The organism is Tumebacillus permanentifrigoris (genome assembly GCF_003148565.1).
Classification (GTDB): domain Bacteria; phylum Bacillota; class Bacilli; order Tumebacillales; family Tumebacillaceae; genus Tumebacillus; species Tumebacillus permanentifrigoris.
Genome location: NZ_QGGL01000015.1, coordinates 34588 through 50459 on the forward strand (window position 1 = coordinate 34588; position 15872 = coordinate 50459).

Consider the following 15872-nt stretch of genomic DNA (forward strand, 5'->3'; position numbering starts at 1 on the left):
GCAGGCGATACTGGGTAGCAAACTCAACGGGGAGGAGTTACGACGATGCGAATCAAGTCGATGTTGGAGCACACGGCGGTATACGGAGTGCTGCTGATCATGTTGGCGTTGCTGGTGATTTTCGGGATCTCCACGGCGGAAAAGGGCGTGAACTCGCTGGTCGGCACCAACGACCCCCAAGCGCTGGTGATCAAAAGCGGCCCCCGCGGGGACGTTGACCTGAAAATTCTCGGCAAGGACGTCAAGACGGGCACCAGCACCAAACCGTCGTGGTCGCAAGAACTCAGCCAAGACCTCGAAGGCCAACAAAGCACCGTCGCCGATGGCTTGGATAGCGCGTCTGTCAACATGGGGACATGGATGCAAACCGGAGCCAAGAAACTTCTCGACTCGCTGAGCGGAGTATTTACCTCGAATTAAAGCCCTGCGATGGCGCAGGGCTTTTTTTAATGCTATAATTACGGGCAGTATTGTCTCAGAAGGGGGACGGCATGCACATGGATGCCAGAAAACGTCAAGAGAAGATCCGCAACTTCTCGATCATCGCACATATTGACCACGGGAAGTCCACGCTGGCTGACCGCATTCTTGAATATACAGGCACGATCGCCTCACGCGATATGCAAGCCCAGTTGCTCGACAACATGGACATCGAGCGTGAGCGCGGGATCACGATCAAGTTGCAATCGGTACGCCTGAACTACACGGCGAAGGACGGCATCGAGTACATCCTGCATCTGATCGACACGCCAGGACATGTCGACTTCACCTATGAAGTTTCGCGTTCGCTCGCCGCTTGTGAAGGCGCGCTGCTCGTCGTGGACGCGGCCCAAGGCATTGAGGCGCAAACACTGGCGAACGTATACCTCGCGCTGGAGAACAACCTGGAAATCGTCCCAGTCATCAACAAAATCGACCTTCCGTCTGCGGAGCCGGAGCGCGTTAAGCAAGAAATCGAGGAAGTGATTGGCCTTGATGCGTCTGACGCGGTTCTCGCGTCGGCAAAGTCTGGGATCGGGATTCAAGAGATCCTCGAACAGATCGTAGCAAAAGTCCCGGCGCCGACTGGCGACCCGGACGCACCGCTGCAAGCGCTGATCTATGATTCCTACTTCGACCCGTACAAAGGCGTAATCGTCCAGATGCGGATCGTCAACGGTTCCCTGAAAGCCGGCCAAAAAGTGCGGATGATGGCGACCGAAGCCGAGTACGAAGTTATCGAAGTCGGCAAACTCACCCCGCGCATGGTAGCGGTGGACGAGTTGATGGTCGGCGATGTCGGCTATTTCCACGCTTCGATCAAAAACGTCCGCGACACCCGTGTTGGTGATACGGTAACGCTCGTGAACAACCCGGCCGCAGAGCAGCTCCCAGGCTACCGCGGCATCAACCCGATGGTCTTCTGCGGACTGTACCCGGTCGATACCGCCGAATACAACGACTTGCGCGATGCGCTGGAGAAAATGGAACTCAACGACGCGGCGCTCAAGTATGAGCCGGAAACCTCCACCGCGCTCGGTTTCGGTTTCCGTTGTGGTTTCCTCGGCCTGTTGCACATGGAAGTTATCCAAGAGCGTCTGGAGCGCGAGTTCGATCTGACGCTGATCACCACCGCACCGTCGGTCGTCTACCACGTGTACGCGACCGATGGCAGCATGATCGAGATCGACAACCCGTCGAAACTGCCGGACCCGCAGCGCATCGAGCGCATCGAGGAGCCGTATGTGAAGGCGTCGATCATTGTGCCGAAGGACTATGTCGGCGTGATCATGGAGCTCTGCCAAGAAAAGCGCGGCATGTTCCAGAACATGAACTATCTGGACCAAAACCGCGTCACCCTCGTGTACGAGATTCCGCTGACCGAAGTGGTCTATGATTTCTTTGACCGTCTGAAGTCAGGGACGAAGGGCTACGCGTCGTTCGATTATGAACTGATCGGGTACCGCCCGTCGCAACTGGTCAAGATGGACGTCCTGCTGAACAACGAGATCATCGACGCCCTGTCGATCATCGTACACAAGGACAAAGCCTTCCCGCGCGGCCGTTCGCTGTGTGAGAAGCTCAAGGAACTGATCCCGCGCCAGCAGTTCGAAGTCCCGATCCAAGCGGCGATCGGCAACAAAGTCATCTCCCGCGAAACAATCAAAGCGATCCGCAAAAACGTCCTCGCCAAGTGTTACGGCGGTGACATCTCCCGGAAGCGCAAATTGCTCGACAAGCAAAAAGAAGGCAAGAAGCGCATGAAGCAAGTCGGTTCCGTCGAAGTTCCACAGGAAGCGTTCATGGCTGTTTTGAAAATCGACTAATGCAAAAACGCCCGTTGCGCTCGCGCGCATCGGGCGTTTTTTTATGGTACAATGGAGGTTATCTGGACGTAGATAGAGGGGGATTTTCCATTGGTGTCCAATGAAGATAAGCAAGTAGAGCAACTCGAACAGATGTTGCAACATATAGAGGACTGCATGGCCGACGAACTGTACGACCGTGCCCAAGATGTGCTGAATACCTGCCTGAAACTCGAAGTGTACGACCTGCGCGTGTACCAACGCTATGCGTTTGTCCTGCGCATGCTCGACCGCAAACAGGCGGCGGAGTTGTTTGAAAACGTTGCCATGAACCCGGATGACCCGGATGCTTACTACAAAGTTGCCCAAGCCTTGATGCATGACAACCTGTTTGGCTCGGCGATCAACCCGCTGCGCAAAGTCGTGGAACTGGTGCCGATGGCGGCCAATGCAGTGTTCGAACTGGGCTATTCGTTCCTGAAGGAATTCCGCATGGATGACGCGCTGGTGCAATTCCACAATGCCTACGAATACAACCCGAGCCCGAATACCGCGTTCTACGTGGCGTACACCTCGCTGTTGAACCACAATGTCGCAGCAGCGAAGGAACTGTTCCCGTACATCGAAGGCGAGTATGCGAAAAATGGCGAACAACCGGTGATGCTGAACATTTTGAAGAGCATGGTCGAGCGTTACGAGGCGTTCCCGCCGAAGGACTTGCGCGATTGGCACTTCGTTCAATACGGCACGCCGCTCCTGCGCACGTCGGAGGAAGACATGGGCGAGCCCAATGAAAACCTGAACGGTCGCTACGTGTTCATCAACTACGGCTGGCTGAATGTGGCCCAGACGATCGTCACCTTCAAGCGCATGATCGAAGAAGTGCCGGGCTTCCCGCAGTACGACTACATCATCCCGGCGAGCCTCGATGTGGCACCGATCGCGTTTGCCTTCTCCGAACTGACCGGCATCCCGATGGGGCCGCGCGAGTTCTTGGACACCACGCAAAAAGGCATCCTGTTCACCGCCTGGTCGGATGAAGTGCGCGTGGTGGCCGAACACATCTCGCACAACCCGAATGTCACCCTGTTCGCGTTCTCGATGGGCTGGACGCTACAAGCGCCGGTCTGCCCGGATGTGATCGGCTACCTCGACCAAGCGAACCGCCTGCCGTGGCAGGACACGATGGTGCTCGACGAGAACGGTGAACGCACGCCGCGCCCGGCGATGACGGCACCGCCGGAAGTGATCATGCATTACATCTTGGAGCGCGTAGAAGCGGTAGATCAGGCGGAAGTCGACAAATTGATCGCTTACTACACGGAACGTGCACACCTCTTGAAGGTGGGCGAGAACAGCAACAACCCGCGCCTTGGATTCCAAGTCGAGTCACCGATTGAATCCATCCGCATGGTGGTGTGATTGTGAAGGTCGAAACCTCCTCACTGTACGTCCACATCCCTTTTTGTGCGTCAAAGTGTTACTACTGCGACTTTAACTCCTATGTTTCAACATCCGATGTGATGGATCGGTACTTGGACGGTTTGGATCGCGAATTGGAGGCCGTGTCGGCGGCGTATCTACACAAGCCTTTGCAGACGGTGTTTTTCGGCGGGGGCACTCCGACGATTTTTGATGCCCGCCAGAGTGAGCGGATGATGGAGATGCTGCATCGCCACTTCAAGATGGCGGACGGTGTGGAGATCTCCGTCGAGTCCAATCCGGGCACGGTCGATCTGGAGAAACTGCGCGTGTTGAAGGACGGCGGGGTCAACCGCTTGAGCTTTGGCGTGCAGAGTTTTGACAACGATCTCTTGGTCAAGCTCGGTCGGTTGCACGACCGGGACGCGGTGTATCGCTCGTGGGAACTGGCGCGTCAGGCGGGGTTCCAGTCGATCAACCTCGATCTGATGTTCGGCTTGCCTGGGCAGACCGTTGAGACGCTGGAGGGCACTTTGAAGGCGTTGATCGAGTTGGGGCCAGAGCATGTCTCGGCGTACTCGTTAAAAGTCGAGGAAGGCACACCGTTTTACACGTGGTACGAGCGGGGCAAGTTGATTCTGCCGCATGAGGACGAGGAAGTGCAGATGTACCATCTCGTCATGGACACGTTCCGGGCGAATGGATATGACATGTACGAGATCTCCAACTATGCGAAGCCGGGTCACCGCTCGCGACACAACCAAGTCTACTGGCGCAACGAGCCGTACATGGCGACGGGCTCTGGGGCCCATGGGTATGTCGACGGTGTGCGCTACGTAAACCAAAAGGACGTTCCGCAATACATCTCCACCACCGTCAGTGGCGAACGCCCGGTGACGGAGACGGAAGCGATCGACGAAGCCATTCAGCGCGAGGATACGATGATCCTCGGACTGCGCTTGATCGAAGGGGTGACCTTTGAGCGGTTCCGTGCGCGCCACGGTACTGAGATGCTCGATGTGTTCGCCGCCCCGATCCGCAAGTATGAAGCGCGTGGATTGCTCACCGTGGACGAGACCGGAGTGCGCCTGACGGAGCAGGGGATCTTCCTTGCCAATGAGGTGTTTGCAGAGTTTTTGGGAGCGGGCGAGTAGGGATTGGAAAAATGACCAGACCAACCTGTGCGCATGTGCAGGTTGGTCTTTTTTCGTGGAAAAACGGCTCGTGCGGCCGTTCTATAGTAAACTGGAGACAGTCTAGCTTTCCAGCAAAGGAGTTTGTCCATGTTCCAGATCACCCCGTACCCTGAATGGTCTTGGTCGCACTCGCGCGATCATCTCTTCCAAGAGTGCCCACGACGGTACTTTTATCATTATTACGGCTCCCACAACGGCTGGCTCCGCGATGCGACAGAGGAGCAGCGCACGACGTACCGCTTGAAACAGATGGCCAACCTCTACCTGATCTTTGGGGATGCGCTGCACCAACTGGCGGATATGTACATCCGGCAGTGGCAGGCAAAGGGCCACCTGTTCTCCTTCACGGAGCTGTATGACAAGCTCCGCAACCTGATGAACCAAGCGGTGCTCGAATCGAAAAACGTCCCGCAATGGGCCGAGGCACCGAAAAAGCGCAAGATGCTGGTGGAGATGTACTACTACCAACAACTGCCCAAGAAAATTGTCGAGTCGATCAAGGAGCGGATGGACACCTGTCTGCAAAACTTGCTCGACAGCGAATCCCTACGAGAGATCACCACCGATCCACGCGTGGAGATTCTGGAGATGGAGAAGCTGAACACGATCTACGTGCGCGGGGAAAAAGTCTACGTGAAACTTGACATCCTCTATCGGATCGGGGAGCGCTACATCATCGCAGACTGGAAGACCGGGCAGGAGGATGACAGCATTGAGGAGCAGTTGTACCTCTACGCCTACTACCTGACGCGTGAACTCGGCGTGCCGCTGGAGCAGATTGAGATCCGCACCGAGTACCTGCTGCCTGGCACCTGCAAGAAAACCACCGTCACCGCAGCCAACATTGAGCAGATCGAGGAAAAAATCGTCGCCAGCACCACGGAGATGAAGTCCTACCTGCAAAATCCTGTGCAAAACCAACCGCTCTCGATCCTCGACTTCCAAGGAGCGGCCCACCCGCGCTCCTGCCGCTTCTGCAACTACCGCCAACTCTGCGAATTGAAAGACCGCGAACTGACGGATGCGACAGATGTCGAACTGGACGAGAACGCAGGATAAGGAGCGCCTTGAATCCATCCTCTAAGTAGATGCAGTATCCAAGAAGATGCAGGACAGACCTGTCACGAAAAAATTCGCGGCAACATAATGGCCAGCATCAAGTACGAAATCGACGGGCTGGCCACCTTCTTATATTCAAAAAAAGTCGCTCTGTGAACAACACGCGACTTTTTTTCATTTTTGGTGGGATTCCGTTGACAACGGCACGCCGATTTTGCTACATTTTATCTAGACTTAGCACTCGTAGTGATCGAGTGCTAACAAAGCGACAAAATGGGAGGCGTGCTCGCTATGTTGACCGATCGTCAGAAAGTCATTCTGCAAGTCTTGGTGGATGATTACATTCGCTCGGCGGAACCGGTTGGCTCGCGCACGATCTCCAAGCGACCGGACATGTCGATTTCACCGGCGACCATCCGCAACGAGATGGCCGATCTGGAGGAACTGGGCTACCTCGAACAGCCGCATACCTCCGCCGGGCGCATCCCGTCGCAAAAGGGCTACCGTTTTTACGTAGACCACCTCATGAACCCTGACAACGACGAGGAGAGCAGCGATGTCAGCACGATTCGTTCGAGCTTCCTGACTCGCCTCGATGAGATGGAACAAGTGGTGCAACAGACCGCGACGATCCTGTCCAGTCTGACCAACTACACCGCCATCGTCCTCGGTCCGCAGGTGTTCACCACCAAGTTGCACAGCATTCAACTGCAACTGCTCTCGCTGGAAACGCGCATGGCGGTGGCGATCATCGTCACCGACAACGGTCACGTCGAATCGCGCAAGGTGATGATCCCGGAGGGGCTCCCCCCGGAAGCGCTACAGCACTATGTGGAACTGCTCAACCGCAAACTGGTCGGCGTCCCGCTGCATAAGCTGAAAATGGCTCTGCACACCGAAGTCGCCGACGAACTCCGCCGCTACTCCGAACAGTTTGAGGGTGCGATGATGTTGTTCGATCAGATGGTCGAACCGACCGATGAAGCAGCCGGTGCGCAGAAAATCTACCTTGGCGGTGCCACCCGGATCATGAACCAACCGGAGTTCCGCGATGTAGAAAAGCTCAAACCGCTGCTCGACATGTTCGAACAGACGCAAAAACTGCTTCGGATGCTCGAAGGCACCTCCACAGGCGGCGTCCAAGTGCGGATCGGACAGGAGAACGCGATCGAGACGATCCATGAATGCTCGTTGGTCACCGCTTCCTACACCATCGACGGCATCCCCGTCGGAGCGATCGGGGTGCTCGGCCCCACGCGCATGGAGTACGGACGCGTGATCCACACGCTGCACCAGTTCTCGTCGTCACTTTCGCACATGTTGACGCAATTGTATAAATAATCGCCTGCTGTTTCATACTTGATGAGGTAGTTTCGTAGAGCCAACCAACCAAGAGGAGGGACAACCTCCTCTTACATAAGACGGATAGGAGTTATGCCGGATGAGTCAGTCCCCTAGTCCAAAGCCGCAAGAAGGCGACGAACGGCTGGCCGCGCTGTACTCGAACGCGACCGCCGTGCGCGCCATCGCCTCCGCCGTAGAAGGAACGATCGGTCCGAAGGGGCTCGATACGATGCTTGTCGACACCCAAGGCCACGTGGTCATCACCAACGATGGCGTGACGATTCTCAATCGCATGGAAGTTACACACCCGGCCGCCAAGATGCTGATCAACGTCGCCTCCGCACAACAAGAGGAGATTGGGGACGGCACCACGACGGCGACGTTGCTGGCAGCGGCGCTTTTGAATGAGGGAGTGGCACAAGTCGAGCGCGGAGTTCCGGTCACGCGCGTGATCGAAGGCATCACGTCAGGGGTTTCCTACGCGGTCGAACGTCTGCAAAGTCGGGCACGGTCGCTGGAGGGTCTTGGCGAGGATGTGCTCTACCAAGTGGCGATGGTCGCGGGTCGCGAACACGAAGACATCGCGCAACTCGTCACAGAGGCGGCCCAGTTGATCGGCTATGACAAACTGCGCGATCCACAATACCGCCTCTCCGATCACGTCATGTCCAGCGTCGGCGCGGGCTCAGAAGTGTTCCAAGGTCTGATCCTCAACAAACAGCGCATGTCGCCGCAGATGCCCGACCGCGTCGAGGAAGCCAAGATTCTACTGATCGACGATGCGCTGGAGCCGGAGGAGATCGATTCCGAAGCGCTCGGCACGGAAGCAGGCTTCCAACTCTACCGCCAGTACAAGGAAGATTTCCGCAAAAACGTTGATGCCCTCGTCACGCTCGGAATCAACGTGGTCTGCACAGACCGCGGCGTCTCGCCCGTTGCAGAGGAAGTGCTCGGCGAAGCGGGCGTGATGATCGTCCAACGCGTTGCTTCCAAAGACCTGCGCAAGATCGCGGAGCACACGGGTGCCCGCCCGATCAAGCGCACCGGCATCGCCAAGTCAGCGGAGGAATTGCACCGCTTCCTCGGCTGGGCCGAAGCGGTTTTTGAAGACGAGCGGATGGAGACGATTCGCATCGTGGGTGGTTACGGCAAATCGCTGGCCACGATCCTCGTCGGAGCCTCGACGGAGGAAGTGGTGGGCGAACGTTCGCGCATCGCCCGCGACGCAGCATCGTCTGTGCAGGCAGCCGTTCGCGGCGGCGTCGTGCCGGGCGGCGGTTCTGTGGAACTCTGGACGGCACGCGAAGTGGAAAAAATGCGCGAAACCGTGCGCGGCATGACCGGATTCGGCGTCGAAGCGGTCGCCCGCGCCTTGCGCAAACCGATGACGCAGATCGTGCAGAACGCGGGGTTCAACCCGTTGGAGAAGGTCGAGGAAGCCAATGTCGCCCAAATTGAGCAGGCCTCCGATACCCTCGCGATCAACTGCGAGGATGGGAGCGTCTGTGACATGGCGGAATACGGCATCTACGACCCGACCCCTGTCAAACTGCACGCCCTGCGCGCCGCTGGAGAAGTCACCGTCGCCATCATGCGCATCCATACCATCATTCGGATGAAGGACCGCACGGATGAGGAAGAATAAAGGCTTTTTTAGGAGGTTCAACAAAATGGAAGACAACCGTATGGAAGAGACTGTTGACACCCTGGAAACCGAAGCTGTCGAAACGGAAGCTCCGGGAGTTGAGGACACCCGCACCCGTGAGGAATTGCTCGCGGAAGTGGCACGTCTGGGCGCCGAAGCGGACGATTACAAGACTCGCTACCTGCGCGCACAGGCAGACTTTGATAACTTCCGCCGTCGCAGTCGTCAGGAGAAGGAAGAGTTCGCAGCCTATGCGAACACCAAGATCATCGAGGAACTGCTCCCGGTGCTCGACACCTTCGAGATGGCGATGAAGTCGGCCGACAACAGCGATGCCAAAACGCTGCTCACCGGCATCGACATGGTCTACCGTCAGCTGCAAACCGCACTCAGCAACTATGGTCTGAGCGCGATTGAGTCGGTCGGCCAGCCGTTTGACCCCAATGTCCATGAAGGTGTGATGCAAGTGGAGTCTGCGGATCACCCGGCAGGCACTGTCGTCATGGAGATGCGCAAGGGCTACAAGCTCAAGGAAAAAACCATTCGCCCTGCGATGGTTCAAGTCAGCCAATAACTTTTTTCCTAGAATAGAAAACTAGATACTTCCAGGAGGGAACCATTCATGTCTAAAGTAATCGGTATTGACCTCGGCACCACCAACTCTTGTGTAGCAGTAATGGAAGGCGGCGAACCGGTCGTCATCCCCAACGCAGAAGGCAACCGCACCACCCCGTCCGTTCTCGGGATGAAAAACGGCGAGCGCCTCGTCGGTGACGTTGCGAAACGCCAAGCGGTCACCAACCCGGACAACACCGTCATGTCGATCAAGCGTTACATGGGCACCAACCACAAGGAATCGGTAGAAGGCAAAGACTACTCCCCGCAAGAAATCTCGGCGATGATCCTGCAAAAGCTCAAGTCTGATGCAGAAGCATACCTCGGCGAAACGGTCACCCAAGCGGTCATCACCGTTCCGGCCTATTTCAACGACTCCCAACGCCAAGCGACCAAGGACGCAGGCAAGATCGCGGGCCTCGAAGTTCTGCGGATCGTCAACGAGCCGACTGCAGCAGCACTGGCGTATGGCCTTGACAAGGAAGAAGACCAAACCATCCTGATCTATGACCTGGGCGGTGGTACCTTCGACGTCTCGATCCTCGAACTGGGCGACGGTGTATTTGAAGTAAAAGCAACTTCCGGTAACAACAAACTGGGCGGCGACGATTTCGATGACAAGATCATCGCATACCTCGTCGACACCTTCAAAAAAGAAAACGGCATCGATCTCTCCAAAGACAAGATGGCGTTGCAACGTCTCAAAGACGCAGCGGAAAAAGCGAAAAAAGAACTCTCCGGCGTCACCGCCACCACGATCTCGCTGCCGTTCATCTCGATGACCGCAGAAGGTCCGAAGCACTTGGAAGTCAACCTGACCCGTGCGAAGTTCGATGAGATGACCGCTGACCTCGTGGAAGCAACGATGGTTCCGACCCGTCAAGCGTTGAAAGACTCCGGCCTCTCGCTCAACCAAATCGACAAGATCGTCCTCGTCGGCGGTTCCACCCGGATCCCGGCTGTCGTCGAAGCTGTCAAAAAGCTGACCGGCAAAGAACCGTCCAAAGGCGTAAACCCGGACGAAGTCGTTGCAATCGGCGCAGCAGTTCAAGGTGGCGTCCTGACTGGTGAAGTCAAAGACGTGGTCCTGCTCGACGTGACCCCGCTCTCCCTGGGCATCGAAACCCTCGGCGGCGTCATGACTCGCATGATCGAGCGCAACACTACGATCCCGACCTCCAAGTCGCAAGTGTACTCCACCGCGGCTGACAACCAAACGGGCGTCGACATCCACGTTCTGCAAGGGGAGCGCGAATTCGCTCGCGACAACAAAACCCTCGGTCGCTTCCAGATGTCCGATATCCCGCCGGCACCGCGTGGCGTGCCGCAAATCGAAGTCACCTTCGACATCGACGCGAACGGGATCGTCAACGTATCTGCAAAAGACCTGGGCACCGGCAAGCAACAAAAAATCACCATCACCTCGAACACCGGTCTGTCCGATGAAGAGATCGATCGCATGGTGAAGGAAGCAGAAGCGAACGCAGATGCAGACAAAGCACGCCGTGAGGAAGTCGACATCCGCAACTCCGCAGACTCGCTCGTCTACCAAACCGAAAAGACCCTCAAGGACCTCGAAGGCAAAGTAGACCAAGGCGAAGTCGACAAAGCGAACGCTGTCAAAGAAGACCTCAAAAAAGCGCTGGAAGGCGAAGACATCGAGGCGATCAAAAAGTCGTCCGACGAGCTGTCCGAGATCGTGCAAGCCTTGTCTGTGAAACTGTACGAGCAAGCAGCTCAAGCGGCACAAGCAGCAGAAGGTGCTGAGGGCGCAGCGGGTGGCAAGGACGATGTCGTCGATGCGGACTACACCGTTGTGGAAGAAGAGAAGAAATAAGAAATGAGTGAGCGGTCGTGAGCAAACGAGATTATTATGAAGTCCTCGGCGTCGGCAAGGATGCGACGCCAGAGGAAGTCAAAAAGGCCTACCGCAAACTCGCACGCCAATACCACCCGGACGTCAACAAAGACGATCCGTCTGCCGGAGATAAGTTCAAGGAAGTCTCAGAGGCATATGAGACGCTCTCCGATTCGAACAAACGCGCGAGCTATGACCGCTTTGGTCACCAAGACCCGAACCAGTTCGGGGGCGGTGGCGGCGGTTTTGGCGGAGGCGGTCAAGGATTTGGCGACTTCGGCGACATTTTTGACATGTTCTTTGGTGGCGGTGGTGGTGGCGGTCGTGGGCAGCGCAACGGCCCGCAACGCGGCCAAGACTTGCAGTACCAGATGCAAGTTGAATTCAAGGAAGCGGCATTCGGCGTGGAGAAAACCATTGAGATCCCACGCTGGGAGGAGTGCGACACCTGTGACGGCTCCGGTGCGAAGCCAGGCACCAACGTGTCCTCCTGCTCGACTTGTAACGGCAGTGGACAGCAGGAGCAGGTCGTCAACACACCGCTTGGCCGCATGGTCAACCGCACGACATGCCGCACCTGTGCAGGCACTGGCAAAAAAATCGAGCAGAAGTGCGGAACCTGTCACGGCGAGGGCAAAGTGCGCAAGCGCCGTCAGATGAAAATCAACGTCCCGCCGGGCGTCGACACCGGCAACCGCATCCGCGTGAGTGGCGCGGGTGAGATGGGCGCCAAAGGTGGCCCGCCGGGTGACTTGTTCGTCGTGCTCGTCGTGCGCGACCATGATTTCTTTGAGCGCGAGGGCGAGGATGTGTACTGCGAAGTGCCGCTGACGTTTGTGCAAGCAGCGCTTGGCGATGAGATCGAAGTCCCGACCATCGATGGCAAAGTCATGCTCCGCATCCCAGAAGGCACCCAGACGGGCAAAGTTTTCCGTCTGCGCGGGCAGGGCATTCCGGTGCTCAACCGTTCCAACGTGCGTGGTGACCAGCACGTGCGCATCACCGTCGTCACTCCGAACAACTTGAACGACAGACAAAAAGAGCTGTTGCGCGAGTTGGCCTCGACGATGGGCGAGGATACGCACGAGCAGGAACGCTCGATGTTCGAACGCTTGAAGGACGCTTTATTCCGCAGCAATTGACCCAAAATCCACAGGTGGTAGATCCCGTGTCTAGCGGGCATCCTATCACCTGTGGATTTATTTTTGCAGGTATGGTATTTTTTATTTTGCATGTCAAAAAAGTCTACGATCACCCAAGGGGGTACATATATGCAGTGGGCGGAAGTGCAAGTGCTGACCACAGAGGAAGCGGTGGAAGCCGTCTCAGCGATTTTTGAGCGCTTCGGAGCGAATGGAGTTGTGCTGGAGGACAGCAACGACTTGACCCGCACGTGGGAGGACCGCTACGGCGAAATCTACGGGCTGAACCCGGCCGATTTTCCGGAATCGGGCGTGCGCGTGAAGGCGTATGTCGCAGTGGAGATCTGGCAGGAAGCGATGAAGGAACAGATCGCTGCTGAAATTCGTGGTTTGCAGGAACTCGGCATCGACCCAGGTCACGTCAACGTCGAAGTGCGGATCGCCGATGAGGAAGAATGGGCGAACGAGTGGAAAAAGTACTACCACCCGGTGCAAGTGACCGACCGCCTGACGATCAAGCCAACGTGGGAGGAATACACCCCGCGTGAGGGCGAAGTGCTGATTGAACTCGATCCGGGCATGGCGTTTGGCACGGGCACACACCCGACGACCAACCTGTGCATCCGCGTGTTGGACAAGATCATCCAGCCGGGCGATACACTGGTCGACGTTGGGTGTGGGACGGGTATCCTCTCCATCGCCTGTGCAAAATTGGGCGCCGGACAGGTGTTGGCACTCGACCTTGACCCTGTCGCCGTGCAAGTGGCGCAGGAGAACGTGGAATTGAACCAAGTATCAGAGCAGATCACCGTCCGTGCGAACGACCTGCTCAAGGGCGTAGACGAGAAGTTCGACATCGTAGTCGCCAACATTCTCGCCGAGATCATCCTGCTGATGGTTGCATCGGCTCGTGACGTGCTGAAGCCGCAGGGCACGTTCATCACCTCTGGGATCATCAAGGAAAAAGCGGATCTCGTCCGCACCGAACTGGAGGCCCAAGGCTTCCGCATCGTCGACAAACACACCGAGGATGACTGGGTCGCCTTTGTCGCGAAACTGGCGTAACTTTCAGAAAAAGGAGGGGTCCTGCGTGCAGCGTTATTTTGTAGAACCCAGCGCGATCACCGATTCGCGAGTCTCGATCACGGGCGATGATGTCAAGCACATCGTCCGCGTCATGCGCATGGAAGCCGGGGAGGAGGTCATCGTCTGTGACGGCCTCGGGCATGCCTACCGCGTGCAACTCACCGACCTTGGCGATACCTCCGTGCAAGGCAAGATCGTGGAGATTCTCACCCAGTCGCCGGAATCGAACGTAAAAATTACCTTGGCGCAGGGCCTGCCCAAAGGTGATAAAATGGAGTTGATTGTCCAAAAAGGAACTGAAGTCGGCATCAACCGCTTCATCCCGCTGGACATGGCGCGCTGTGTTGTTCAATATGATGCCAAAAAAGAACAGAAACGCCGTGAACGCTGGCAGAAAATCGCCAAGGAAGCGGCAGAACAAGCGCACCGCAACCTGATCCCGTCGATTGGGGAACCGATGAGTTTCAAACAATTGATGAGCGCTCTTGACGGATTCGACCTCGTAGTCGTACCTTACGAAGGAGAAAAGGCCCGAGGCTTGCGCGAAGTTTTGGCGGAGCATCCTGATGCCAAGCACATCGGGGTGCTGATCGGACCTGAGGGCGGCATCGCCGATTCAGAAATTGAAATGGCCTTGGCACAGGGGGCACTCCCTGTCACGCTGGGGCCTCGTATATTGCGCACCGAAACGGCCGGACTTGTGGCCGCGACATGCATCTACTATCACTATGGTGAGTTAGGGGGTTGAACGACAGATGAGCACCGTTGCTTTTCACACATTGGGTTGCAAAGTCAACTCGTATGATACCGAAGCGATCTGGCACCAATTCCGCAGCACAGGCTGGACGCAAGTGGAGTTTGAGGACATCGCGGACTGCTATGTCATCAACACCTGCACCGTCACAAACACCGGGGACAAAAAATCGCGCCAGATGATTCGCCGCGCGATTCGCCGCAACCCGGACGCGACGATCGTCGTCACCGGTTGCTATGCACAGGTGGCACCCGATGAGATTCTGGAGATTCCGGGTGTTGACCTCGTCATCGGGACGCAAGGTCGCGAACAGATCTTGCAGTATGTGGAGCGCGCACAAGAGGAGAAAAGCCCGTTCAAGGTCGTCTCCTCCGTCCGCAAGCAGCGTGAGTTCGAGGAACTGGATGTGCCATACTTCAACGACCGCACACGCGCGTCGCTGAAGATTCAGGAAGGATGTAACAACTTCTGCACGTTCTGTATTATCCCGTACTCCCGTGGCTTCATTCGCAGCCGCGACCCGCAGAACGTCATCCGCCAAGCCAAAAAACTAGTAGAGGCGGGCTACTACGAGATCGTCCTGACCGGCATTCACACCGGTGGGTATGGTGACGATCTGGAGGACTACAACTTGGCAGACCTCCTGCGCGATCTGGAGGAAAAAGTGCCAGACTTGCGCCGCATCCGCATCTCGTCGATTGAAGCGTCGGAGCTCGATGACAAGATGATCGACGTGCTGTCGAAGTCGAAAAAAATCGTCCGTCACCTGCATATCCCGTTGCAGGCTGGCTCGAACCGCGTGCTTGACCGCATGAACCGCAAGTACACGATCGAACAATTTGCGGAGGCGGTGCGCAGAGTTCGTGGGGCGCTGGGGGATGTGGCGATCACATCGGACGTGATCGTCGGCTTCCCAGGCGAGACGGTGGAAGACTTTGAAGGCACGTATGACTTCATCCGCGATCAGGATTTTGCCGATCTGCATGTCTTCCCGTACTCTCGTCGCAACTTCACGCCGGCGGCGAAGTACAAGGATCAACTGACCGAGCGGGAGAAGGAAGCGCGTGTGACGCGTCTGATCAACTTGGCGAATACGTTGCAAGTGAAGTACTCGACTCGCTTCTTGGGCGAAGTTCTGGAAGTGATTCCGGAGGAGCGCGAGGAGAACGGGCAATTGATCGGATATACCGACAACTACATCAAAGTCGTGTTTGACGGTGGCGATGAGTTGTTGGGTGAGGTGGTCGCTGTGCGCCTCGACGCAGCGGGCCCGCAAGTTTCGCAAGGGACCTTTGTGGAGCGACTGACCTTCACGGAGAAGGAAGCAGCTCCGATCGAGGAAGGGCAATTTGCAGGGGCGATGGAATTGGAAATGCTGTAACGAGTAAATCCCCCAGACAGGAGACTGTGTGGGGGATTTTTTCATGGAGTTTCATCTCAGGTGGGGACAGGAGGGACGGGGCGAC

13 protein-coding genes are annotated in these 15872 nt (G+C 56.8%); all 13 read left to right on the forward strand.

Going from position 1 to position 15872, the window contains the following annotated elements; translation table 11 throughout:
• The first annotated feature begins 45 nt into the window (after positions 1-45).
• The 13 genes from C7459_RS16250 (at position 46) to mtaB (ending at position 15787) form a co-directional block, all read left to right on the forward strand.
• The gene (locus C7459_RS16250) at positions 46-420 is read left to right on the forward strand and encodes a DUF3679 domain-containing protein (RefSeq protein WP_109690349.1); all 375 of its coding nucleotides are present in this window, start codon (positions 46-48) and stop codon (positions 418-420) included.
• 71 nt (positions 421-491) lie between these two features.
• Positions 492-2306: a translation elongation factor 4 gene (lepA, locus tag C7459_RS16255; RefSeq protein WP_109690350.1), complete on the forward strand. Its 1815-nt coding sequence runs from the start codon at positions 492-494 to the stop codon at positions 2304-2306.
• A 93-nt stretch (positions 2307-2399) separates the two neighbouring features.
• Positions 2400-3707, forward strand: a complete 1308-nt coding sequence (locus C7459_RS16260; RefSeq protein ID WP_146201026.1) for a tetratricopeptide repeat protein — start codon at positions 2400-2402, stop codon at positions 3705-3707.
• Positions 3708-3709: 2 nt separating this feature from the next.
• Entirely contained in the window at positions 3710-4861 is a 1152-nt protein-coding gene (gene hemW / locus C7459_RS16265; RefSeq protein ID WP_245884590.1) for a radical SAM family heme chaperone HemW, read from the forward strand.
• A 129-nt stretch (positions 4862-4990) separates the two neighbouring features.
• Entirely contained in the window at positions 4991-5962 is a 972-nt protein-coding gene (locus C7459_RS16270) for a PD-(D/E)XK nuclease family protein (protein WP_109690353.1), read from the forward strand.
• Between the two features lie 291 nt (positions 5963-6253).
• On the forward strand, positions 6254-7303 hold the full coding sequence (hrcA, locus tag C7459_RS16275) for a heat-inducible transcriptional repressor HrcA (RefSeq protein ID WP_109690354.1): 1050 nt from the start codon (positions 6254-6256) through the stop codon (positions 7301-7303).
• 100 nt (positions 7304-7403) lie between these two features.
• Positions 7404-8951 carry a TCP-1/cpn60 chaperonin family protein gene (locus C7459_RS16280; RefSeq protein WP_109690355.1) on the forward strand — a complete coding sequence of 516 codons (1548 nt, stop codon included), beginning with the start codon at positions 7404-7406 and terminating at the stop codon, positions 8949-8951.
• Between the two features lie 25 nt (positions 8952-8976).
• Positions 8977-9525, forward strand: a complete 549-nt coding sequence (grpE, locus tag C7459_RS16285; protein ID WP_245884591.1) for a nucleotide exchange factor GrpE — start codon at positions 8977-8979, stop codon at positions 9523-9525.
• Positions 9526-9573: 48 nt separating this feature from the next.
• Positions 9574-11403, forward strand: coding sequence for a molecular chaperone DnaK (gene dnaK / locus C7459_RS16290; RefSeq protein WP_109690357.1), 1830 nt, complete (start codon positions 9574-9576; stop codon positions 11401-11403).
• A gap of 17 nt (positions 11404-11420) precedes the next feature.
• Positions 11421-12566, forward strand: a complete 1146-nt coding sequence (gene dnaJ, locus C7459_RS16295) for a molecular chaperone DnaJ (protein ID WP_109690358.1) — start codon at positions 11421-11423, stop codon at positions 12564-12566.
• Between the two features lie 129 nt (positions 12567-12695).
• Positions 12696-13631, forward strand: coding sequence for a 50S ribosomal protein L11 methyltransferase (gene prmA, locus C7459_RS16300; RefSeq protein ID WP_109690359.1), 936 nt, complete (start codon positions 12696-12698; stop codon positions 13629-13631).
• A 25-nt stretch (positions 13632-13656) separates the two neighbouring features.
• A complete protein-coding gene (locus C7459_RS16305) occupies positions 13657-14400 on the forward strand; it encodes a 16S rRNA (uracil(1498)-N(3))-methyltransferase (RefSeq protein ID WP_109690360.1) in 744 nt (247 codons plus the stop codon).
• A 7-nt stretch (positions 14401-14407) separates the two neighbouring features.
• Positions 14408-15787, forward strand: a complete 1380-nt coding sequence (gene mtaB, locus C7459_RS16310) for a tRNA (N(6)-L-threonylcarbamoyladenosine(37)-C(2))-methylthiotransferase MtaB (RefSeq protein ID WP_109690361.1) — start codon at positions 14408-14410, stop codon at positions 15785-15787.
• Positions 15788-15872 lie beyond the last annotated feature (85 nt).